Annotated in this window: 21 protein-coding genes and 1 tRNA gene; 12 read left to right on the top strand and 10 right to left on the bottom strand. The window is 63.0% G+C overall.

The window, feature by feature from the left end:
- Nucleotides 1–99: 99 nt before the first annotated feature.
- Together PF049_12260 and PF049_12255 are read left to right on the top strand one after the other, a co-directional pair.
- The gene (locus PF049_12260; protein ID WBY17924.1) at nt 100–2,283 is read left to right on the top strand and encodes an RNA degradosome polyphosphate kinase; all 2,184 of its coding nucleotides are present in this window, start codon (nt 100–102) and stop codon (nt 2,281–2,283) included.
- Nucleotides 2,280–3,809 carry a Ppx/GppA family phosphatase gene (locus PF049_12255; protein ID WBY16348.1) on the top strand — a complete coding sequence of 510 codons (1,530 nt, stop codon included), beginning with the start codon at nt 2,280–2,282 and terminating at the stop codon, nt 3,807–3,809. Before PF049_12260 ends, PF049_12255 begins: the two co-directional genes overlap by 4 nt.
- Here PF049_12255 and PF049_12250 read toward each other — a convergent pair.
- A complete protein-coding gene (locus tag PF049_12250; protein ID WBY16347.1) occupies nt 3,806–4,558 on the bottom strand; it encodes a queuosine precursor transporter in 753 nt (250 codons plus the stop codon). The genes PF049_12255 and PF049_12250 overlap by 4 nt on opposite strands.
- Before the next feature lie 61 nt (nt 4,559–4,619).
- On the opposite strand from PF049_12250, the gene PF049_12245 reads away from it, so the two are divergent.
- Nucleotides 4,620–4,696, top strand: a tRNA-Arg gene (locus tag PF049_12245).
- A gap of 76 nt (nt 4,697–4,772) precedes the next feature.
- On the opposite strand, the gene PF049_12240 is transcribed toward PF049_12245, so the two are convergent.
- Entirely contained in the window at nt 4,773–4,943 is a 171-nt protein-coding gene (locus PF049_12240; protein WBY16346.1) for a hypothetical protein, read from the bottom strand.
- 233 nt (nt 4,944–5,176) lie between these two features.
- On the opposite strand from PF049_12240, the gene PF049_12235 reads away from it, so the two are divergent.
- The 6 genes from PF049_12235 to PF049_12210 all read left to right on the top strand — a co-directional run bounded on the left by PF049_12235 (nt 5,177) and on the right by PF049_12210 (nt 12,253).
- Nucleotides 5,177–5,806: a TetR family transcriptional regulator gene (locus tag PF049_12235; GenBank protein WBY16345.1), complete on the top strand. Its 630-nt coding sequence runs from the start codon at nt 5,177–5,179 to the stop codon at nt 5,804–5,806.
- The gene (locus tag PF049_12230) at nt 5,803–7,488 is read left to right on the top strand and encodes an MFS transporter (GenBank protein WBY16344.1); all 1,686 of its coding nucleotides are present in this window, start codon (nt 5,803–5,805) and stop codon (nt 7,486–7,488) included. The genes PF049_12235 and PF049_12230 overlap by 4 nt, the downstream gene beginning before the upstream one ends.
- Nucleotides 7,485–8,594: an HlyD family secretion protein gene (locus PF049_12225; protein ID WBY16343.1), complete on the top strand. Its 1,110-nt coding sequence runs from the start codon at nt 7,485–7,487 to the stop codon at nt 8,592–8,594. Before PF049_12230 ends, PF049_12225 begins: the two co-directional genes overlap by 4 nt.
- A 5-nt stretch (nt 8,595–8,599) precedes the next feature.
- Nucleotides 8,600–9,964, top strand: coding sequence for an efflux transporter outer membrane subunit (locus PF049_12220; GenBank protein ID WBY17923.1), 1,365 nt, complete (start codon nt 8,600–8,602; stop codon nt 9,962–9,964).
- Nucleotides 9,965–10,239: 275 nt separating this feature from the next.
- Nucleotides 10,240–11,847 (top strand): S1 family peptidase, encoded by a 1,608-nt coding sequence (locus PF049_12215; protein WBY16342.1) that lies wholly within the window; start codon nt 10,240–10,242, stop codon nt 11,845–11,847.
- Complete coding sequence (locus tag PF049_12210; protein ID WBY16341.1) at nt 11,825–12,253, top strand: hypothetical protein; 429 nt, start codon at nt 11,825–11,827, stop codon at nt 12,251–12,253. Before PF049_12215 ends, PF049_12210 begins: the two co-directional genes overlap by 23 nt.
- A 412-nt stretch (nt 12,254–12,665) precedes the next feature.
- Here PF049_12210 and PF049_12205 read toward each other — a convergent pair whose 3' ends face one another.
- Nucleotides 12,666–13,352: a type 1 glutamine amidotransferase domain-containing protein gene (locus PF049_12205; GenBank protein ID WBY16340.1), complete on the bottom strand. Its 687-nt coding sequence runs from the start codon at nt 13,350–13,352 to the stop codon at nt 12,666–12,668.
- 129 nt (nt 13,353–13,481) lie between these two features.
- On the opposite strand from PF049_12205, the gene PF049_12200 reads away from it, so the two are divergent.
- The 3 genes from PF049_12200 to PF049_12190 are packed head-to-tail and all read left to right on the top strand — an operon-like array spanning nt 13,482 to nt 16,488.
- Complete coding sequence (locus PF049_12200; GenBank protein WBY16339.1) at nt 13,482–14,618, top strand: 8-amino-7-oxononanoate synthase; 1,137 nt, start codon at nt 13,482–13,484, stop codon at nt 14,616–14,618.
- Complete coding sequence (gene bioD / locus PF049_12195; GenBank protein ID WBY16338.1) at nt 14,615–15,238, top strand: dethiobiotin synthase; 624 nt, start codon at nt 14,615–14,617, stop codon at nt 15,236–15,238. Before PF049_12200 ends, bioD begins: the two co-directional genes overlap by 4 nt.
- Entirely contained in the window at nt 15,235–16,488 is a 1,254-nt protein-coding gene (locus PF049_12190; protein WBY16337.1) for an adenosylmethionine--8-amino-7-oxononanoate transaminase, read from the top strand. Before bioD ends, PF049_12190 begins: the two co-directional genes overlap by 4 nt.
- 3 nt (nt 16,489–16,491) lie before the next feature.
- Here the strand turns inward: PF049_12190 and PF049_12185 are convergent, their stop codons facing one another.
- The 7 genes from PF049_12185 to PF049_12155 all read right to left on the bottom strand — a co-directional run bounded on the left by PF049_12185 (nt 16,492) and on the right by PF049_12155 (nt 20,433).
- Nucleotides 16,492–17,307 (bottom strand): NUDIX domain-containing protein, encoded by an 816-nt coding sequence (locus PF049_12185; GenBank protein ID WBY16336.1) that lies wholly within the window; start codon nt 17,305–17,307, stop codon nt 16,492–16,494.
- A gap of 322 nt (nt 17,308–17,629) precedes the next feature.
- Nucleotides 17,630–17,959, bottom strand: coding sequence for a Grx4 family monothiol glutaredoxin (gene grxD, locus PF049_12180; protein WBY16335.1), 330 nt, complete (start codon nt 17,957–17,959; stop codon nt 17,630–17,632).
- 81 nt (nt 17,960–18,040) lie between these two features.
- Nucleotides 18,041–18,274 (bottom strand): BolA family transcriptional regulator, encoded by a 234-nt coding sequence (locus PF049_12175; protein ID WBY16334.1) that lies wholly within the window; start codon nt 18,272–18,274, stop codon nt 18,041–18,043.
- 11 nt (nt 18,275–18,285) lie between these two features.
- Nucleotides 18,286–18,609, bottom strand: coding sequence for a DUF1476 domain-containing protein (locus tag PF049_12170; protein ID WBY16333.1), 324 nt, complete (start codon nt 18,607–18,609; stop codon nt 18,286–18,288).
- A gap of 50 nt (nt 18,610–18,659) precedes the next feature.
- Nucleotides 18,660–19,658 (bottom strand): NADPH:quinone oxidoreductase family protein, encoded by a 999-nt coding sequence (locus PF049_12165; protein WBY16332.1) that lies wholly within the window; start codon nt 19,656–19,658, stop codon nt 18,660–18,662.
- The gene (gene leuD, locus PF049_12160) at nt 19,655–20,272 is read right to left on the bottom strand and encodes a 3-isopropylmalate dehydratase small subunit (GenBank protein WBY16331.1); all 618 of its coding nucleotides are present in this window, start codon (nt 20,270–20,272) and stop codon (nt 19,655–19,657) included. Before leuD ends, PF049_12165 begins: the two co-directional genes overlap by 4 nt.
- Complete coding sequence (locus tag PF049_12155) at nt 20,272–20,433, bottom strand: isopropylmalate isomerase (protein WBY16330.1); 162 nt, start codon at nt 20,431–20,433, stop codon at nt 20,272–20,274. Before PF049_12155 ends, leuD begins: the two co-directional genes overlap by 1 nt.
- Between the last annotated feature and the right edge of the window lie 22 nt (nt 20,434–20,455).

Genomic DNA, 20,455 nt, shown 5'->3' with positions numbered 1-20,455 from the left:
CCTTGCAAGGAATGCGAGCCCATGGACAGCCCGGCCAGCAATGACGACGATCCTGTAACGCCGGTTTCGTCGAGGCCACGCCCCGCACTGGCGGCGTCCATGGACGACGATCAGGGGCAGCACGAAGGCGATGCCTATTTCAACCGCGAGCTGAGCTGGCTGGAATTCAACGACCGCGTTCTGGAAGAGGCCCGCAACCCCGCCTATCCGCTGCTGGAAAGAGTGCGGTTCCTGTCCATTTCAGGCAGCAATCTGGACGAATTCCTGATGATCCGCGTGGCCGGGCTGGTCGGGCAGGTCCAGCGCGGTATAGACCGCATATCGAGCGACGGGCGCTCGCCATCGCAGCAATTGAGCGAAATCCACGCCCGGCTCGACCGGCTGAGCGACAAGCAGCAGAGCACCTGGCGCGAATTGCGCCGCCTTCTCGCCGACAGCGGAATCCATGTGGCGGACGAGGAACGCGTGGACGAACAGGCCTATCAGTGGCTCAAACGGTATTTCCTCGACGAGATCATGCCGGTGATCACGCCCCAGGCGCTCGACCCGGCACACCCGTTCCCGTTCATCCAGAACGAGGGGCTGGGGCTGCTTTTTACCCTTCACAAGGGGGATCAGGAACTGGTGGAGATGATCCTCATTCCCACCGCGCTCCCGCGGTTCCTGCGCGTGTCGGGCACCGGCAGCGACGATGCGCTTTATATCAGTATCGAGAGCCTGATTACCCGCTTCGCGCAGTATCTGTTCCCCGGGTTCGACATCGTCGGCGACGGCGCGTTCCGCGTCCTGCGTGACAGCGATATCGAAATCGAGGAAGAGGCGGAGGATCTCGTGCGCACGTTCCGCACGGCGATCCAGCGGCGGCGGCGCGGGCAGGTGATCCAGCTGGAACTGGTGGACGATTTCTGTCCGACAGCGGAAGTCCTGCTGCGCGACCGGCTGGATACGCCGGGTGCGACGATCGTGAAGACCGAGGGGATGCTGGGCATCGAAGGCCTGTCGGGCATCGTCGACGAGGATCGCCCGGACCTGAAATTCGCCAGCTACTCCCCGCGCTATCCCGAACGCGTGCTGGAACATGACGGCGACCTGTTCTCCGCCATCCGCGAGAAGGACATAGTCATCCACCACCCGTATGAAAGCTTCGACGTGGTGGTCGATTTCATCCGGCAGGCGGCAGTCGATCCCCATGTCGTGGCGATCAAGCAGGCGCTTTACCGTGCGGGCACGCAGTCCGAAGTGATCGAGGCGCTGGTCGAGGCGGCGGAAAACGGCAAGTCGGTCACCGCCGTCGTCGAACTGAAAGCCCGCTTCGACGAGGAACAGAACCTCTATTGGGCCAGCAAGCTGGAGCGGGCGGGTGTGCAGGTCATCTACGGCTTCGTGGACTGGAAGACCCATGCCAAGGTCGCGATGATCGTCCGGCGGGAGGAAAGCGGCTTTCGCACCTACTGCCATTTCGGGACCGGGAATTATCACCCGGTCACGGCGAAGATCTATACCGATCTCAGCTATTTCACCGCCGATCCGCGGCTGGGCCGTGATGCAGCCAAGCTGTTCAATTTCGTCACCGGCTATGTCGAACCGAGGCGGCTGGAAATGTTGTCGGTCTCGCCCATCGACCTGCGCGAGGAGCTCTACGCGCGGATAGAGCGCGAAATCGAGCATGCACGCGCCGGGCGTCCGGCCAATATCTGGATGAAGATGAACCAGCTGTCCGACAGCGGGATGATCGACAGGCTGTACGAGGCGAGCAGCGAAGGGGTCGAGATCCAGCTGGTCGTGCGCGGCATCTGCAATCTGCGTCCGGGTGTGGAGGGAATGTCGCAGAACATTCGCGTCAAATCGATTATCGGGCGTTTCCTCGAACACAGCCGCATCTACGCCTTCGGGAATGGCCACCCGATGCCCAGCCCGGAGACATCGCTGTTCATCTCTTCCGCCGACCTCATGGGCCGCAACCTCGACCGCCGGGTCGAGCAACTCGTCCCGATCGAGAACCCGACGGTCCACAACCAGATCCTCGACCAGGTCTTGCTGGCCAACCTGCTGGACACCGAACAGAGCTGGGAATTGCAGCCCGATGGTACATATGACCGCGTGCCGGAGGGCGACAAGCCCTTCAACTGTCATCGCTACTTCATGACCAACCCGTCGCTGTCGGGGCGCGGCGGCGCGCTGGAAGCGGGCGGGGTGCCCAAATTGTCCCTACGTCGGCCCGCTCGCCGCAGACCCGATGGGGACGCGGTCCGCGATGATGCTCCGATCGGCGCCGCGAATTGAGCCTGCGCGGACGAAACGGCGATCCCGGCGGGCTGTTCTCGGGCGAGACACCCGAGCGGGCTATTATCGACATCGGGTCCAACACCGTCCGGCTGGTACTGTATGGCGGCTCGACACGGGCCCCGCGCGTCCTCCTGAACGAGAAGGTGGCGGCCCGGCTCGGACGCGACATAGCATCGAGCGGCGAACTGGCGCAGGAGGCCGTCGACCTCGCCAACCGGGGGATGGAGCGATACGCCCTCGTCCTCGCCGATCTGGGGATCACCAGGGTCGACGTGATGGCGACCGCTGCCGTGCGCGAAGCGGCGAACGGTCAGGACTTCATCGATCATCTGCGCGCTCTTGGCTTCTCGCCCCGCATATTGAGCGGCGAAGAAGAGGCGACCACCAGTGCATGGGGGGTGCTGGGCGCATTTCCGGGCGCACGCGGCATGGTCGCGGACCTTGGCGGTGGCAGTCTGGAACTGGTCGAAATCGGTGACGACAGGCCGGGCAGTGCGATCAGCCTGCCCATCGGGACGCTGCGCCTGCCCGGACTGGGCGGCGACAGGGCGGGTTTGAGAAAAGCGCTCGACAAGATTTTGAAGAAGGCGGACATCGGCAAGGCGGGCGGGTCGCTCTACCTCGTCGGCGGGACACTGCGCGCGATGGCGGTCTACGCGATGGAGAAGGCGCGCACGCCGCTGACCGACCCGCACGGCCTCAGCCTCGCTTACGACGATGCGCTGGCCCTTGCGCGGCGGCTGACCGATGTTTCCGAGGACGAACTGCGCGCGATGCCCCGCATCTCCAGCATGCGGGCAGGAATGCTCCCCGATGCAGCGGTGCTGATGACCGCCCTGCTCAAACGATCGAAGCCGGAGCGCGTGATCGTTTCCGCCTGGGGCCTGCGCGAAGGGCTGTTGTTCAGCGAACTGCCCGACCATGCACGCCGCCGCGATCCGCTGCTGGCCGGTGTGTCGCATTTCGCCGCCCAACGCGGCGCGCCGCCGGTTCTCGCCACGCGGGTTGCCAGCTGGACGGTGGGTGCGCTGCCGGCGGCAACACGGGGGACGGAAAGGGTACGGCTGGCGGCAACGATGCTGTCACTGGCCGCGATGCAGATCGAACCGAACCTCCGCCTGCGCCAGGGCGTCGAATGGGCATTGCACAAGAGGTGGATTGCGATCGATCCCGTGGGCCGCGCCATGCTGGCAGCCGCAATCTGCGGCAACGGCAACGAGCCGGCGCTGCCGGACGAACTTCATGCGCTGGCCGACGAGGACCGGCTGGAAGAGGCGCTGTGCTGGGGCCTTGCGACACGGCTGTGCCGCAGGCTGGGCGGACGTTCGCGCACTTCGCTGGAGGCCAGCAATCTGAAGCTGGAAGGCGACTCGCTCGTCCTGCGCCTGCGCCGCGACCGGGCTGCTCTGTTCGGGGTGCCGAACGAGAAGGATCTCGTCCTGCTGGCCGACCGGCTCAAACTGGACGCCCGGATGGAAGTGGTGGAGACGATCGACCCGCTGATGCCGGACCCGAGGGACTAGGCCGCCCCGTCCGGTTTTTCCCGCGCGAAAGGCGAGAAGTCCGTCTGCGTGTCATAGACGTCCACACCTTCGCGCCACTTCAGCCAGCCGATGACGATGTAGGTGACAGGCGTCAGCAGCGCTTCCCAAGCGGTCTTGATCAGCCACTGCGACAGGACGACCTGCCACAGCAATTCGGGCGGCCATCCGGCGATGCCCCAGAAGGCGAGCGGATAGAAGATCAGGCTGTCCAGCCCCTGTCCGATAACGGTCGATCCGATGGTGCGCGCCCACAGCATCCGGCCCTGCATCCAGACCTTCATCCGCGCCAGCACCAGCGAATTGGCAAACTCGCCCGCCCAGAAGGCGATAATGCTGGCCGCGACGATGCGCCAGGTATTCCCGAACACCTTTTCATAGGCGTCCTGTCCGTCCCAGCCATCGGCAGCGGGCAGGGACACGACCGCCCACGCCATGAATGCCATGAAAAGCAGGGCGGCAAATCCTGTCCAGATGACCCGGCGCGCCCGGGCATAGCCGTAGACCTCTGTCAGGATGTCGCCGATGATGTAGCTGACAGGGAAGAACAGCACCCCGGCCCCGAACGACCACGTCTCGCCGCCTGGCAAGGTCACAAAGCTCGGCTTCGAAGCGCCGATCAGGTTCGACAGCAGCAGGATGGTGACGAAGGCCGCCATCACGAAGTCGTAATAGCGAAAGCGCAGCCCTGCAGTGCCGGCGGTATGTTGGGTGATTGGCCGCTTATCCATGATCCACGCGACTAACGCGGTTTTCGCGGACCGCAAAGCACGCTATCGCCGCCCGCGGCGCGCGCCCGTAGCTCATCTGGATAGAGCGCGAGACTTCTAATCTTGAGGCAGCAGGTTCGAGTCCTGCCGGGCGCGCCAGTCACCAATCACCATCCTGTCTGTTCGGCACTGGCGGTGAGGCCGGCGACCCCTGACGGATCGCCGGCCTGCCGTGTTATTCAGCCGCGTTGAGAGCTTCGAGCAGCTTTTCGGCTGCCGGTTCGCTGGATGGAGGGTTCTGGCCGGTGATGAGCAGGCCGTCCTGCACCACGTAGGGTTCGAAGACGCCGCCTTCGGAAAAGTCGCCGCCCTGCTGTTTCAGCACATCTTCCAGCAGGAAAGGCACGACGTCGGTCAGGCCGACCGCCTCTTCTTCCTCGTTCGTGAACCCGGTGACCTTGCGGCCCCGCGCCTTGCGCCAGGTCCCACAACGGACCTTGGCCTTATCGGTCTTCGCATCGGGGTCGTCGGACTTTGGGCCAACGGCGGCTGCCCGCTAGCCAGTCCAGGTCGATTTATTCAACAGCCATTGAATAACGAAACACGGGGCCTTATGTTGCAGCGCACAAGGAGCGGTGAATGGCTGAACGACGTGGGCGTGGGCGCCCCAGAGAAAACGATAGCGACACCAGTGCAGCAATTTCGCGCGCCGCTATGCAGCGCTTTGCCGCGCAGGGTTTCGACGCCGCCACGCTACGCGAGATCGCCGGCGATGCCGGGGTCGACGTTGCGCTGATTTCCTATCGCTTCGGCGGCAAGCAGGGCTTGTGGAAGGATATCGTTTCGCAGGCGAGTGCGGACCTGCACGAGGCGCTCGAAAAGGCCTCGCTCGATAGCGGGGCAACCGGCTCGCAGAAACGTCTGGAGCATTCAGCCCATGCCTTCCTCGCTTATCTTCTCGATCGTCCAGAGGTTCCCCGTCTGCTGCTGCGTGACATAACGATCGACAGCGATCGTTCGAAATGGCTGCTCGAAACGCTTTCGCTGCCCCTTCACCAACATTTCATGGACCTGGCGCAGGCAGCATCGGATGAGGTGGACAAGACCCCGGCGCACCTCCAGTTCAGGGTGGCGAATTTCATCTATTCCGCTGCCAGCACCGTCGCCCGGCGCGAACGCCTCGGCAAGCTTGTCGGCGGTATGGAAGACGATGCCCAATTTGCAGCCGCGCTCGAAGATGTTCTCGTCAAGGGAGCGCTGATGCCGTGACTGAACGCGACACCCTCATCGACACGGTGGACGGTTACCGCTTCAAGCCGCACGAGATGCCGATCCTCCCCGGCTCTCCTGCCAATCCGGACCATCCTCCGGCGCGCCGCGCGGCCTATCTCGCGATCGGTGCCTTCATGGCTCTGGTGGGGGGCGCGCAGAACGGTTTCCTTCTCGCCAACGCACCGGCCCTCCAGGCCGAATTCGCGCTGACGCCGGTCGAGGCAGGTTGGCTGACGGTGGCGTTCTATTCGACCTATGCCACGATGAGCATGCTGCTGTTCCGCGTGCGGCAGGAATTCGGCATCCAGCCGTTCGTGCGATGGGCCATGGCCGGGCTGGTCGCCGCCAATCTCGTCCAGATGATCGGCCCCGGATACTATCCCGAACTTGCCGCGCGCGCGGTTGCGGGCATCACCGCCAGCGGGCTGTCCGCGCTGGCGATCTACTACCTTATGCAAGGTCTTCCGGCCGCGATGCGCGTCGGCGGATTGGTTATCTCGCTGGGTCTGATACAGGTATCATTCCCGCTTGCTCGGGCGGTGTCGCCCGCTCTGCTGGTCGATGGCGACATGACAAATGTCTTCCAGTTCCAGTTCGCCCTGTCGCTACTGGGCCTGGGAATGGTCATCCTGCTGCGCCTCCCGCCGGGTATCCGCAAGCAGACCTTCGAGAAGCTCGACATCCCAAGCATCGCGCTCTTCATCATCGGGATCGCCGCATTTTGCGCTTTCCTGATCCAGGGGCGAATCCAGTGGTGGGACACGCCTTGGCTCGGATACGCGCTCGTCGTCGCGATCCTCGCCCTGGGGGGGTGCTTCCTGATCGAGGCCAACCGCAAGAGCCCCATGCTCGATCTCAGCTGGCTGTCGAGCCGCTCGATCCTCGCTCTTGCCGTAATCGGTGCAACCGTGCGAATCCTCGTTGCAGAACAGGGCTTCGGGGCCAGCGGGATGTTCGCTGCGCTGGGCTATGGCAACGAACAGCTGACGGGCTATTTCTGGGTTCTCACCGGGGCGACCTTCGGCGGCATGGCGCTGTCCGTGGTACGGCTCGACCCCAAGGACCTCACCCGGCCAGTGCTCTTCGCGATCCTCGTCATTTGCATCTCCGCTTTCGCCGATACGCGCACCGGGGTGATGACACGGCCGCAGGACCTCTACTTCACGCAGGCCGCTATAGCCTTCGCTGCGGTCTTCGCCATGGGGCCGATCATGATGGAGGGCATGCTGCGCGCGCTCGCGGCGGGCCAGAGCTACGTCATCAGCTTCATCGCGATATTCTCGCTCTCGCAATCGATCGGCGGCCTTGCGGGTATTTCGCTGCTGTCGGCCTTCCATACCGTGCGCCTCAAGACGCATCTTATCGACGCCGGAAGCACGCTCACGCTCGCCAACCAGCAGCTGGGCCAGGCGCTCGCCGATGCCGCCCGGCGCGCCGCTCCGCTGCAGGGCGATCCCGCGCTCCAGCAGCAGGCCGCCGCATCCAGCATCTCGCAGGAAGTCGGCCGCGAGGCCGCAGTGCTCGCTTTCAACGACGTGTTCTTCCTCATCGGCACGCTGTCTGCAGTGACCTTCACCGTCGTTCTCGTGCCGTGGCTCATCAACAAGATCCGCGGGCGTAACCCGCTCGCCAAGGAACTGGCCTTCATGGAGGCCATGCTCGCAAGGACCAGACAATGACCGACCCGAATCCTTCCGAAACCGAAACCATGACCGAAGACGCGCCCGCGCCCGAGCTGGAGACCGGCTGGTCGCCCAATCCTTCGCGCCGCCGGATCGTGGTGGCGGTCGGGGCGATCCTCCTCGGCGTGCTTGTGGCGCTGTTCGCATGGGACCTCCCGCCCTTCGACGGTGGCGACGAGACGACCAACAACGCCTATGTCCGCGGCCGCACCACCATCGTCAGCCCGCAGGTTGCAGGTTACCTCGTCGAAGTGCCTGTGACAGACTTCCAGCGCGTGCAGAAAGGCGAATTGCTCGCCCGGATCGACGATGCGCCCTTCCAGCAGAAGCTACAGCAGGGCGCCGCCAATACGGCAGCGCAGCAAGCGACGCTGGCCAATAGCGCGCAGAGCCTGCGCTCGGCTCGGGCGCAGCTAGAATTGCAGGATGCCGCGGTCGCTGCGGCCCGTGCAGGGCTGCAGCAGGCGCAGGCCGATATGAACCGTATCGCAGAACTGGTGGGCGAAGGTTCGGTTTCGCTACGTGAACGCGACCAGGCGCGCGCGGCACTGCAGCAGGCGCAGGCCGGCGTGAGGCAGGCGCAGGCGCAGCGGGCCATCGCGGCGGAGAATGTGCGTTCGGTTACCGTGGGACGCGGAGCGCTCGAAGCGCAGGTGGCAGGGGCGGAGGCCTCCAAAGGGCTTGCCGAGTTCGAACTGTCGCGCACCGAAATCCGCGCGCCGCGTGCCGGTCGCCTGAGCGAGGTCAGCGCGCGCGTTGGCCAGTTGGTTACTGCCGGAACCCAGCTCATGTACATCGTGCCCGACGATCTGTGGGTTGTGGCGAATTTCAAGGAAACGCAGACCGCGAACATGGCCGTCGGCCAGCGCGCCACGCTCGAAGTCGACGCGCTGGGCGGTCTGGAACTCACTGGCCGCGTGCAGAGCATTGCGCCGGCGGCGAGCAGCGAATTCAGCCTCGTGAAGCCCGACACCGGTGCAGGCAATTTCGTCAAAGTGCCGCAGCGTATCGCCGTGCGGATCGTGCTCGATAAGGGCCAGGACGCCGCACAGCGGCTCGGCCCGGGCATGTCGGTCGTCGCCACTGTACACACGGAAGAATAATCATGATGCGCAGACCACTGGCCTTTCTGGCTACTAGCGCCCTTGCTCTCTCCGCCTGTGCTCCTGCTTTGCAGGAGGCTCCGCTTGGCGCCGCGGTTGCTCCACCGACCGAATGGCGGACCAGTCTTGATGTGACCGGCCCCATCGAACGCGACTGGTGGAACGCTTTCGGCGACCCGCAGCTTTCGCGCCTCGTCGAACAGGCACGAGCCAACAATCCCGACGTGCAAATCGCCGCCGCCCGTGTCGAAGATGCGCGCGCCGCCGAGCTTGCCTCGCGCGGTTTCCTTCGTCCCGCACTCGGCGCGGGCGTCGAAGCCGGCATCCGGCGCGAGGTTTCGCCGTTCGGCCAGGCGAAGACGAGCGTTGCTGCACAGCCTGCATTCCGTGCTTCCTACGAACTCGATCTTTTCGGCAAGAATGCCGCACGCGTCGATGCGTCCGAGGCGGGTGTCGCTGCAAGCGCTGCAGCCACGGAAGCGGCGCGCCTCTCGGTAAGCGCGGCGACCGCCAGCGGATACATCACCCTGCTGGCGCTCGACAAGCGGCTCTCCGTGCTCGAGCAGACGCTGGTCGCACGGCAGGAGGCGCTGAAGTTTGCCCGCGACCGGGCCGAGGTCGGCTACACCTCCCAGCTCCCTCTCAGGCAGGCCGAGGCCGAGTACCAGGCCACCGCGCAGCTCGTTCCGCAATTGAAGGCGCAGATTGCGCGGCAGGAAAATGCCCTCTCGATCCTGACCGGAGAATTGCCTGGCGCAATCGATCGGGGCGGGACGCTGGCGGACCTGCGCCAGCCACCAGCGCCTGAGATGCTCCCGTCCGATCTGCTGCGCAGACGCCCTGATATCGCGGCGGCGGAGTATCGCATCGCGGCGGCGGATGCACAGATGCGCGTGGCCCGCGCGGACTTCATGCCCTCGATCGACCTCGGAGCATCGGCGGGACTGGCGTTGTCGGACCTGCTGGCCGACCCCGTTGGCGTCTGGACGCTGGGCGGGAGCGTTCTCGCCCCGATTTTCCAGGGCGGGAGGCTGCAGGCTCAGCTCGGCGGCGCAACGGCGCAGCGAGATCAGGCGGCCTGGGCCTATCGCTCGGCGGTGCTAGACGCCTTCAGGGAAGTCGAGGATCGCATGGCGCTGCTGGCCAATCTGGAAGAGCAGGAAGTCGCCCTCGAAGCCCAGCAGGTTGCCGTAGCCGATGCGCTGCGCCATGCTCGAAACCGCTATCGTGCCGGCTACACACCCTACATCGAGCAGGTCGATGCACAGCGTGCCTTGCTGGGCGTCGAGTTGTCGCTGGTACAGACCAGGGCCGATGAACTGACCGCGCTGGTCGGGCTCTATCAGGCTGTGGGCGGGGCGCCAGAATGAATAGACCAAGACTTGCTGGTGCGTGATACAGAGCGGCTGCTTTCCAAGCATCTGAAGCCGCTTTCTCCGAGCTGGCGTCGTGCCGCGAGCGGACCGGCGGATAACGACCCTAATGTCGGCCATTCGAAATAGTGGCGTTTTGACCCAAAAGCTGTCGTTTGTTCAGGAGCGAGCTGCTGGTAGCTGCGCGTCTTCGAGAAACTCTCAAATTTCGGAACCAACTGTGCCGCCGATGACTTAGATGTCTTGCATCCGTCTGCAAGCCATATGTCGGGATGGTTGAATACGCGAATGTGCAACAAGAGGCGAGAAGTATGCTAAAAAGTAAATATCGTTATTTGTTCGCATCAGTAGCAGTGCTTTCTATTAGCGGCGGTGGTCTTTTTGCCCAAGACAGCATTGGACCCGTTCCGGACGAGCCAATAGAATTAGAACAAGATCTCGTTTCAACTACAGACAACGGTTTAGATGAGGAAGCGCATCAAGCCGCTCAACCGGAGCCAATGGACTTAGCCGAGGTACTGGCGGCGGAAGCCAAGGCATACTCCGAACTATATGGCGTATCCCATCGTGAAGCTATGAGGCGCCTTAGCATCATGCATGGAACGGGTTCTGCAATTCAAAATTTGGAGAACAGTGTCGGAAATGACCACGCCGGGACCTATTTCGAGAACTCTGGCGAATTCAAGTTGGTAGTGCGCACCACTAGGCGCGAGCGACAGCAGGCGAGGCGACTTGTCCGTGCTGCTGAAAGAGCAGAACGTCGCGAAGCGCGTCGTGAAGCAAGACGCGAAGCGCGACAGGCGGAACGCAGAGAAACTCGGCCTGAGCAGCGTAGGGCGGAAAGGGGAGGCAGTCGGCGCGCGGAGCGTCTGGCTGCGTTGCGTATTACTGAAGCGGACATAGATACCGCCGACGAGATCATCGCAGCCGAGCAAAGCGCGCCTGTCGAGGTTACATCGAACGCCAGAATAGCGGTCGACGAGGCGCGCCAAATATTGCAGGATCGTCGTCCGCAGATTGCAACCATCATGGGTAGCGATCAGTTCGGATCGGGATACAATGTCGAAACTGGAGCCTATCGAGTTTGGGCAGTTAATGTGGCCAATATTGCGGCGAAGAAGTCCGCATTGGAATCTGCTCTAGGCGGACCGGTCGATTTGGAGTCGACGGAAGTTCAGGAGCGACAGACCCACATTCGGGGTGGAGGAGCTCTCTATCTCACATCGACAAGTAACATCGAGAGATGCACAACCGGTTTCGTAGCCTACGAGGGCGGTGATCGCCGCAAATTGGGTGTTCTGACAGCAGGACATTGTGCAAATGACATGTATTATCGTGGTGCCGATGCGCCGAATTATCCCATCTTATTGACGGTGCCCACTGGAAAAGAACATTGGACTGCTAGCGCAGACCTTCAGTGGATGACTGGTAATCATGAAACGGTGGGCGAATTCTATGCCGATCACACGACTGCGGTAAGAAGGGTTACGTCATCTCGTTCTGTAAGCAACACGACGCAAGCCATCACTTGGCTCAACAAGCGTGGCAGTTTTATCTGTCACTATGGCAAAACAACCGGGCAAAGCTGTGGCGAAGTGGTCGATACGGATGCACAGCCTAACTTCGCGGACGGTTGCGGTCCGAACCGCGCGACTTGTGACGACGCTTATGTTGAAGTTCACAACTATGCGAAAGCCGGAGAACGTCAGCTGGCTTGCTGGGACGGCGACAGTGGTGGTCCGTGGTTCGCCTATGGAGAGGCATTTGGAATTCATACCGGGTGCCGCATGACAGGATCGCAGCCGGGGCAAACCTTAGCCGCGTGGTATACACCCATCGAAATTGCAAGGAATCTCAATGTCCAGCTCTATATCCCATAAAACCTTCATACTCGTTTCGGCATTAACGATACTAGTAGGTTGCGAAAGCGCTGGTCCGGCAGAACAAGAGGTCGAGTTCATAGGCAATGTTGCTGTGCATGACGCAGGCGAAGACAGGCTGACCGCAAGCATCGGCGGACAACTGGAGGAGAAGCAGGGATGTCTCATCCTGCGCGCAGGCATAGCAGGCGAATACCTGCCATTATTTCCAAAGGACGAAGTGACACAGCGAGCAGACGGGGTGGTGTATCTACGCGATACACCGTTGATTTCTGGGCAGGAAATTAACCTGGGTGGCGGTGAATACACCCCGGCCGCCGACAGTGCTGCGGGAAAAGCCGTGGCAAAGTGCGGTGTGTCTAAAATATGGTCAGGATGGTATTCAGAGCGACAGGAAGAAATTTGATCCCACCGTCAGGTTGGTCGGCCTAGCGTAAGCGCGACTTCTCTTAAACGATGCGGTTATGCAAAAGATACGCCGAGCGGTTTGAGAATGACTCAAGCACGGTACTTATGTCTGCTTTATCCGGGAGATAAATGGAAGCTGACAGTCGCAAAACCACCCGAAACCGGACATGGGCCGACAGCCCAAAGCGGGAAAAAGCGGACGGTCAGCTTTGGGAGATTATAAATCCAACCTTGAATGCCTGGAATGAGCGCGCAAGTCTGCCGTTATAAGGATAGGGAAGATAGAATTTCCCAACGTTCACAGTGCCCATCACTTTTACGTCGGGTGCGCCAGTCACCGATCGTGATAATGTGGGTTCGGAACCGACAGTAAAGGCCGGCGACCCCTGACGGATCGCCGGCCTGCCGTGTTATTTGGCCGCGTTGAGAGCTTCGAGCAGCTTTTCGGCTGCCGGTTCGCTGGATGGCGGGTTCTGGCCGGTGATCAAAAGACCATGCTGTACCACGTAGGGTTCGAAGACGCCGCCTTCGGAAAAGTCGCCGCCCTGCTGCTTCAGCACATCTTCCAGCAGGAAAGGCACGACGTCGGTCAGGCCGACCGCCTCTTCTTCCTCGTTCGTGAAGCCGGTGACCTTGCGGCCCTTCACGAGCGGTTCGCCTTCCGGCGTTGTGACGTTCTTCAGCACCGCTGGGGCATGGCAGACGAGGGCGACAGGCTTGCCTGCGGCGAGGGCGCCTTCGATCGTCGCCTTCGAATCCGCGCTTTCGGCCAGGTCCCACATCGGGCCGTGGCCGCCGGGATAAAATACGCCGTCGAAGGCTGCCACATCGACATCTGCCAGTTTCTTCGTCGATGCGAGATGGGCCTGCGCCTCATCGTCTTCCTTGAACCTCCTCGTCGCATCGGTCTGCGCGTCGGGTTCGTCGGACTTGGGATCGAGCGGCGGCTGCCCGCCTGCCGGGCTGACGAGCGTGATGTCGTGTCCGGCATCCTTGAGCACGTAATAAGGCGCGGCGAACTCTTCCAGCCAGAAGCCGGTTTTCTTGCCGGTATCGCCGAGCGTGTCGTGACTGGTCAGAACCATGAGGATTTTCATTCGGGGGTTTCCTTTTACAGGGAGAGAAGGGGGGCGACGGCTTGCTGCGTCGCATATCGGTCAAACACACAGGCCGGACTTATGTTTCCTTGTCCGGCGACACGGCTTGCATCGTCATCGCAGTCCCCTATGTCGCGCGGCATCGTGAGGCTGCTCGATTTCCATACCGGCGATATCGCGCGCCTTGCACAGGCCGGGCGGCGGCGCGTCCTTTCCCTGCCGGCAGGGCGCGACTTCTCCTCCAACGATTACCTCGGTCTCGCTGCGTCGGGTGCCTTAAGTCAGGCGGCGCAGGACGCGCTTGCCCGCGGCGTGTCCGTCGGTTCCGGAGGGTCGCGCCTGCTGCGCGGCAATAGGGCGGAGCACGAAGCGCTGGAGGCGGCGGCGGCCGGATTTTTCGGGTCCGAGACCGCCCTGTTTCTCGGCTCCGGCTTTGCCGCGAACAGCCTGCTTTTTTCGACCCTGCCGCAGTCCGGCGATCTGATCCTGCATGACGAACTGGTCCATGCGAGCGCGCATGAAGGTATGAGGCTTTCGCGGGCGGCGTACCGTTCCTTCCGCCACAACGATGCGAGCGATGCCGCCACGCAGATTGCGCGGTGGCGCGGGGAAGGGAACAGGGGGACGGTCTGGCTCGCCTTCGAAACGCTCTACAGCATGGATGGCGACCGGGCCCCAGTCAGCGACTTTGCCGCCCTGGCAGAACGGGAAGGGGTCATGCTGGTCGTGGATGAAGCGCATGCTGCAGGCGTTTACGGACAGGCTGGCCGCGGGCTGGCGGCTGATCTTCATGGCGCGCAAAACGTCATCGTCCTGGCAACCTGCGGAAAAGCGATGGGCTGCGAAGGCGCGTTGGTGCTGGCCGCCGAACCGCTGCGCGATTTCCTTATCAACAGGGGGCGCAGCTTCATCTTCTCCACCGCCCCGTCCCCCCTGATGGCAGAGATCGCGCGGGCCTCTCTGGGGCTGGTGGCTCAGGCCGATGGTCGCCGGGAAAGGCTTGCCGCGCTCGTACACCACGCTGGCAAAGCGCTTGCGCCCCTCGGCATTGCGGGCAGCGGTTCGCAGATCCAGCCTGTCGTCATCGGTGACGATGCGCGCACCATGGAAATTGCTGCGGCCTTGCAGGAACGCGGCTTCGATGTGCGCGGCATCCGTCCGCCCTCCGTGCCGGCGGGCACGGCCCGGCTGCGAATTTCCATCACGCTCAACACCGACGAAGCCGTAATCGACGGCCTTCGCGATGCTCTGGAGGACTTGTTGTGAGCCGCACCTTCATTGTCACAGGCACCGATACCGATATCGGCAAAACGGTCTTCGCCGCTGCCCTGACCGCTGCCCTGGACGCGCGGTACTGGAAACCGGTCCAGGCGGGGCTGGATGATGGCAGCGACAGCGCCCGGGTGGCGGCATACGGCGTGGCGGAAGACCGTATCCTGCCCGAAGCCTACCGCCTCACCACGCCGTGTTCGCCGCACCGCGCAGCCGAGCTGGACGGCGTGACGATCAAGCCCGCGCGCCTCGCGTTACCGGACCACGACGGAACCCTGGTGGTCGAGGGGGCGGGCGGGGCGCTGGTGCCGGTCACCCGCGAACTGCTTTACGCCGACCTTTTCGCCCGGTGGGGCGCGCCTGCCATCGTCGTGGCGCGCACCGGGCTCGGCACGATCAATCACAGCCTGTTGACGCTGGAGGCCCTGAAGGCGCGCGGCGTGCCCGTGCTGGGCATGGCCTTCGTCGGTCCGGCCGAAGCGGACAGCGAGGAGACGATCTGCGCCATCGGTAACGTCCGCCGCCTCGGCCGCCTGCCTGTTCTGGGCCAGTTGACCCCGGAGACACTCGGGCAGGCATTCCGCGACAATTTCAATGAGGGCGATTTTTCATGAACGGCTCGCCCATCTGGCATCCCTTTACCCAGCACGGCCTGCGGGAGCCGATCCCGCAGGTTGCCAGCGCGAGCGGTGCGGTGCTGCACCTGGAGGACGGGCGCGAGATCATCGACGCCATCTCATCGTGGTGGGTGACGACCCACGGCCACGCGCATCCGGCAATCGCAGGGGCCATCGCAGAGCAGGCGGCGCGGCTGGACCAGGTGATCTTCGCCGGCTGGACACACCAGCCTGCAGAGGATCTTGCAGCCGGCCTGAGGGCCATCATGCCGGATAGCCTCACCCGCGTGTTCTTCTCCGATTCCGGGTCCACCAGCGTCGAGGTCGCGCTGAAGATGGCGCTTGGGTACTGGCGCAATCGCGGTGAGGATCGCCAGCGCATCGTGGTGATGGACAACGGCTATCACGGCGACACGATCGGCACCATGTCGGTCGGCGCGCGCGGGGCCTTCAACCGGGCGTACGAGCCGCTGCTGTTCGATGTGATCTCGGTCCCGTTTCCGGAGGAGTGTGCGGAGCAGGAGACGCTGGATGCGCTCGAGGCCGCCTGCCGCGACGGGGCGGCCGCCTTCATCGTCGAACCGCTGGTTTTGGGGGCAGGCGGAATGCTGATGTATTCGGCTGCGACCCTGGCCGAGATGCGACGGATCTGCGCCGAGCACGGCACGCTCTTCATCGCGGATGAGGTGATGACCGGCTGGGGCCGCACCGGCACGTTGCTGGCGTGCGAGCAGGCGGGCGTGGAGCCGGACATTCTCTGCCTGTCGAAGGGCCTTACAGGCGGAGCGATGCCGCTAGCCGTGACCGTGGCGAGCGAGCCCGTTTTCGAAGCGCATTACAGCACGGACCGGGGGGAGATGTTCTTCCACTCTTCCAGCTACACTGCGAACCCGGTCGCCTGCGCGGCGGCCAATGCCAATCTGGCAATCTGGCGCACCGAGCCGGTGATGCAGCGGATTGCTGATCTTTCCGCACGGCAGCAGGCATGGCTGGCCAATACCGCGCAGCACGAGATGGTCCGGAATGCGCGCCAATTAGGGACGATTACCGCTTTCGATGTCGGTGCGGCCGAGGGATATCTCTCGGACCTCGCACCCCGCATGCTGAAGATGTTCCGCGAACGGGGCGTGCTGCTGCGCCCGCTCGGCAATACGGTCTATGCGATGCCGCCCTATTGCATCGACGACGAGCAATTGAGCCGCGTCTACGGCGTCATCGGCGAGGTCCTGGACGAGGTTTCGAATTAGGGCTCAGCCCCTTGCCACGCTGTCCAGCAATTCGGCGGTGACGGGATAGCCTGCGTCTTCCATGATTCGCAGCATTGGGCGATCGCCGGTGGTGTCGATCTGCGGGATGATCGTTCTGACCGGTGTCGCTTCCGCATGGGCCCTTGCTTCTTCGAAGCTGCCGAACAGGGCGAGCCGTTCCAGGTTTCGGCGGGTCGGGAAGATCAGCTTGATGTCCCCCTTGTCCGCCATCTCCAGCGCGCCCTTTGCGCTGACCCAGAACAGGCGGGTGTTTTCCGACTGGTCGACTGCGACATCGACGGCCCCGGTGCCGAGATTGGCGAGGTAGAAGCGCGTGTCGTAAACGCGCGGTATCTTCTCGTTCCTCGGGAACCATCGGGCGAAAGGCGTCAGCTGTGCAAGGTCGAGCGACCAGTTGAATTCATCGAGCACCGGGGCAAGCGCGACGGTCTGTTCCAGCAGGGCCCTTGCGCCTCGCGCCTTTTGTGCGTCGATGTCGCCTGCAAGCCCGACGGCGAGCCCCGTTTCTTCCAGCGTCTCGCGCACGACTGCGATCTGGTGGGCGGCTTCTTCCGGGTCGATGCCGGACGACAGCGCGCGGCCCAATTCGAAATCGGCAGGATCGACGCGCCCGCCGGGAAAGACCGCCATGCCGCCCGCAAAGGTCATGGTCTTCGAACGGACGGTCATGAGGATTTCGGGCGGCTCACCCTCTGGCCCGTTGCGGAAGATGATGACGGTTGCAGCCGGGATGCCGTTCGGCGTTCCTCTGGTATCGGGACTGGAACCACCGGGCGTCTGTTCAGGGGATGCGGACATGAGCGCGATAGTGGCCAAGACTGCGCGCGATGCCAAGTATGGAAATGAGCGCCGGGAAACGGCACCACTCGGCCCGCCCCTAGGTGTCGGAGGAGTTTACACAGCGAGCGGGCCTTAAACCGGTCTTCACCATGAAACCCGCGCAAACCTGCGTGTCAGTGCGTCTGGCACGGGGGATGCATAAGGTAGGGCACCCGAATGGTCTTCGAGTATCGAGGCGGGATCACTCCTGGTCCCCCGATCCCGCCTCCCCCCGAAACAAAAAAGGCCCGCGATCGTCGCGGGCCTTTTTTCGTTTGTCCTTCGCAGGAAGAAGGCAGGATCAGGACGCCTTGGCCACGCCTTTCTCGTCCATGGTCTGCTGCAATTCGCCAGCCTCGAACATTTCCATCATGATGTCGCTGCCGCCCAGGAATTCGCCCTTCACGTAAAGCTGGGGGATGGTCGGCCAGTCGGAATATTCCTTGATGCCGGAACGGATTTCCTGGTCCTGCAGCACGTCGACGCTTTCATACGCGACGCCGCAATGGTCCAGGATCGCAACGGCGCGGCTGGAAAATCCGCATTGCGGGAACAGCGGCGTACCCTTCATGAAGAGAACGACGTCGTTGTCGCCGACAATGCCGGAAATGCGTGATTTGATATCGGTCATGGCTGTGTGCGCCTGTAGGTCTTTGATTGAATTCGTGCTCGAAGCGTCGGGGCCTCGCCAGTCGGGCCGGCAGGGCCGCTATCAATCTGGGGCTTGTGTCGTCAGTTGCAAGGCATGGAGCACGCCGCCCATTTTCCCGCCCAGCGCTTCGTAGACCATCTTGTGCTGGGCAACCCGGCTCTTGCCGGCGAAGGCGGGCGAGACGACATGGGCGGCCCAGTGATCGTTGTCACCGGCCAGATCGCGCATCTCGACCTCTGCATCGGGCAGGGCCGCCTTGATCATGCCTTCGATTTCGGATGCGGACATCGGCATGGCGCGTCCCCTCAGCTCTCGCTCATCAACTGGCGGCGCGCCTCCACGGCGCATTCGTCCAGCTTGGTACGGATGTCGTCTTCCGAGACGTCGCATTCGGCGGCGGTCAGGTCGCCCAGGACCTTGCGGATGACATCCTCGTCGCCCGCTTCCTCGAAATCCGCCTGCACGACGGCTTTCTTGTAGGAATCGGTTTCCTCCTCGGTCAGGCCCATGAGGTCCGCGGCCCACTCGCCGAGCATGCGATTGCGGCGGGCCGCGACCTTGAAGGCCGTTTCCTCGTCCATCGCGAACTTGCTTTCCTCGCCTTTCCGGCGGTCGTTGAAGTCTGTCATGACGTCCCCAGTTGAAATGTCTCCCGCCCCAGATAGGGGGCTGGAGAAGCCTAGTCCATCGTTACGACGAGCTTGCCGATGGCGCCGCGGTTTTCCAGCTTGGCAATCGCTTCGTGCGCCTTGGCCAGCGGATAGGTTTCGCTGATCAGCGGGCTGATCTTTCCGGCTTTCCAGAGATCGAACAGTTCCTCGATATTGCGCTGGTTGCGTTCCGGCTCGCGCGCGGTGAACGCACCCCAGAACACACCGCGGATATCGCAGCTCTTCAGCAGGGTCAGGTTGAGCGGCATCTTCGCGATGCCTGCGGGGAAGCCGACCACCAGAAAGCGGCCTTCCCATGCGATCGAGCGAAGCGCCGGTTCCGAATAGTCGCCGCCGACGATGTCGTAGACGATGTCTGCGCCGTTCGGCCCGACGGCATCCTTGAACGCAGCGGCCAGCGCCTTGCTCGTATCCTTGTCGAACGGCGCGCGGGGGTAGATGACGGTTTCATCCGCGCCCGCCTTCTTCGCGACTTCGGCCTTCTCCTCGGTAGAGACGGCAGCGACGACGCGGGCGCCATAGGCCTTGGCAAGTTCCACCGCCGATAGGCCGACGCCGCCTGCCGCGCCCAGGACCAGCACCGTTTCGCCTTCCTTGATGTCGCCGCGATCCTTCAGCCCGTGAATGGTCGTGCCATAGGTCATCAACAGGGCGGAGGCGTCGACGGTATCGATCCCGTCCGGAACCTTGAACATGCGGGATGCATCGACGGCGATCTTCTCGCGCAGACCCCCATTACCGACACCCGACAGGATGCGGTCGCCGACCTTCCACCCGGTGACGCCTTCGCCGACGCTTTCGATCGTGCCGGAAATCTCGCCGCCGGGGGAAAAGGGGCGTTCCGGTTTGAACTGGTACATGTCGCGGATGATCAGTGCATCGGGATAGTTGATGGCGCAGGCTGCCACTTTCACGACGACCTGTCCCTCGCCGGCAACCGGATCCTCGATATCTTCGATGACCAGGGTTTCGGGTCCGCCGGTTTCCTTGCTCAGCAGGGCTTTCATGTCGTTGCTCTCTCCTCTTTATGGTTTTCCGGGTGGGCCAGCCACGGCATGTTCGCGCCCTGCCGGCCTTCATAGTCTGCGATGGCATCGTTCCGGGCAAGGGTCAGTCCGACCTCGTCCAGGCCTTCCATCAGGCATTGCTTGCGGAACGCATCCATCTCGAAGGTGAAGCGGTCCTGATACGGTGTGGTGACGACCTGGTTTTCGAGGTCGATGGACACGGGGTCGGTCTGCGCGACCTCCATCAGGCGGTTGATCTGCTCTTGCGGCAGCGCGACCGTCACGATGCCGTTCTTGAAGGCGTTACCGGCAAATATGTCGGAAAAGCTCGCCGCGATGACGGCGGTGATGCCGAGGTCCCTCAGCGCCCAGGCCGCATGTTCACGGCTGGACCCGCAGCCGAAATTATCGCCCGCGATCAGTATGGGCGATCCGGCATATTCGTCGGAATCGAAGATGTTGTCCGGGTCTTCGCGCAAGGTTTCGAAGGCCCCGCGGCCCAGTCCTTCGCGGGTGATCGTCTTCAGCCAGTGGGCGGGAATGATGATGTCCGTATCGACATTCGCCGCGCCGAAGGGAATTGCGCGACCTCCCACTTCCCGCACCTTCTGCATCAGTCCGTCTCCGGGTTTTCGCCCGAGGGGATGGGGCCGGGCTGTTGCGGCTCGTTTCTTTTGCGGCGCTTGTTCGCATAAAGCAGGGCCGCGGCGATGGCGGCAGAGCCGATGGCAGCGCCGACCGATGCGGCAGCTTTTCCGGTAATTTTCTTCGTCATGGATTTCTCTTGGGACGGTAGG

The organism is Erythrobacteraceae bacterium WH01K, assembly GCA_027941995.1.
GTDB lineage: Bacteria > Pseudomonadota > Alphaproteobacteria > Sphingomonadales > Sphingomonadaceae > CAJXSN01.
This window is presented reverse-complemented; position numbering and strand designations above follow the sequence as displayed.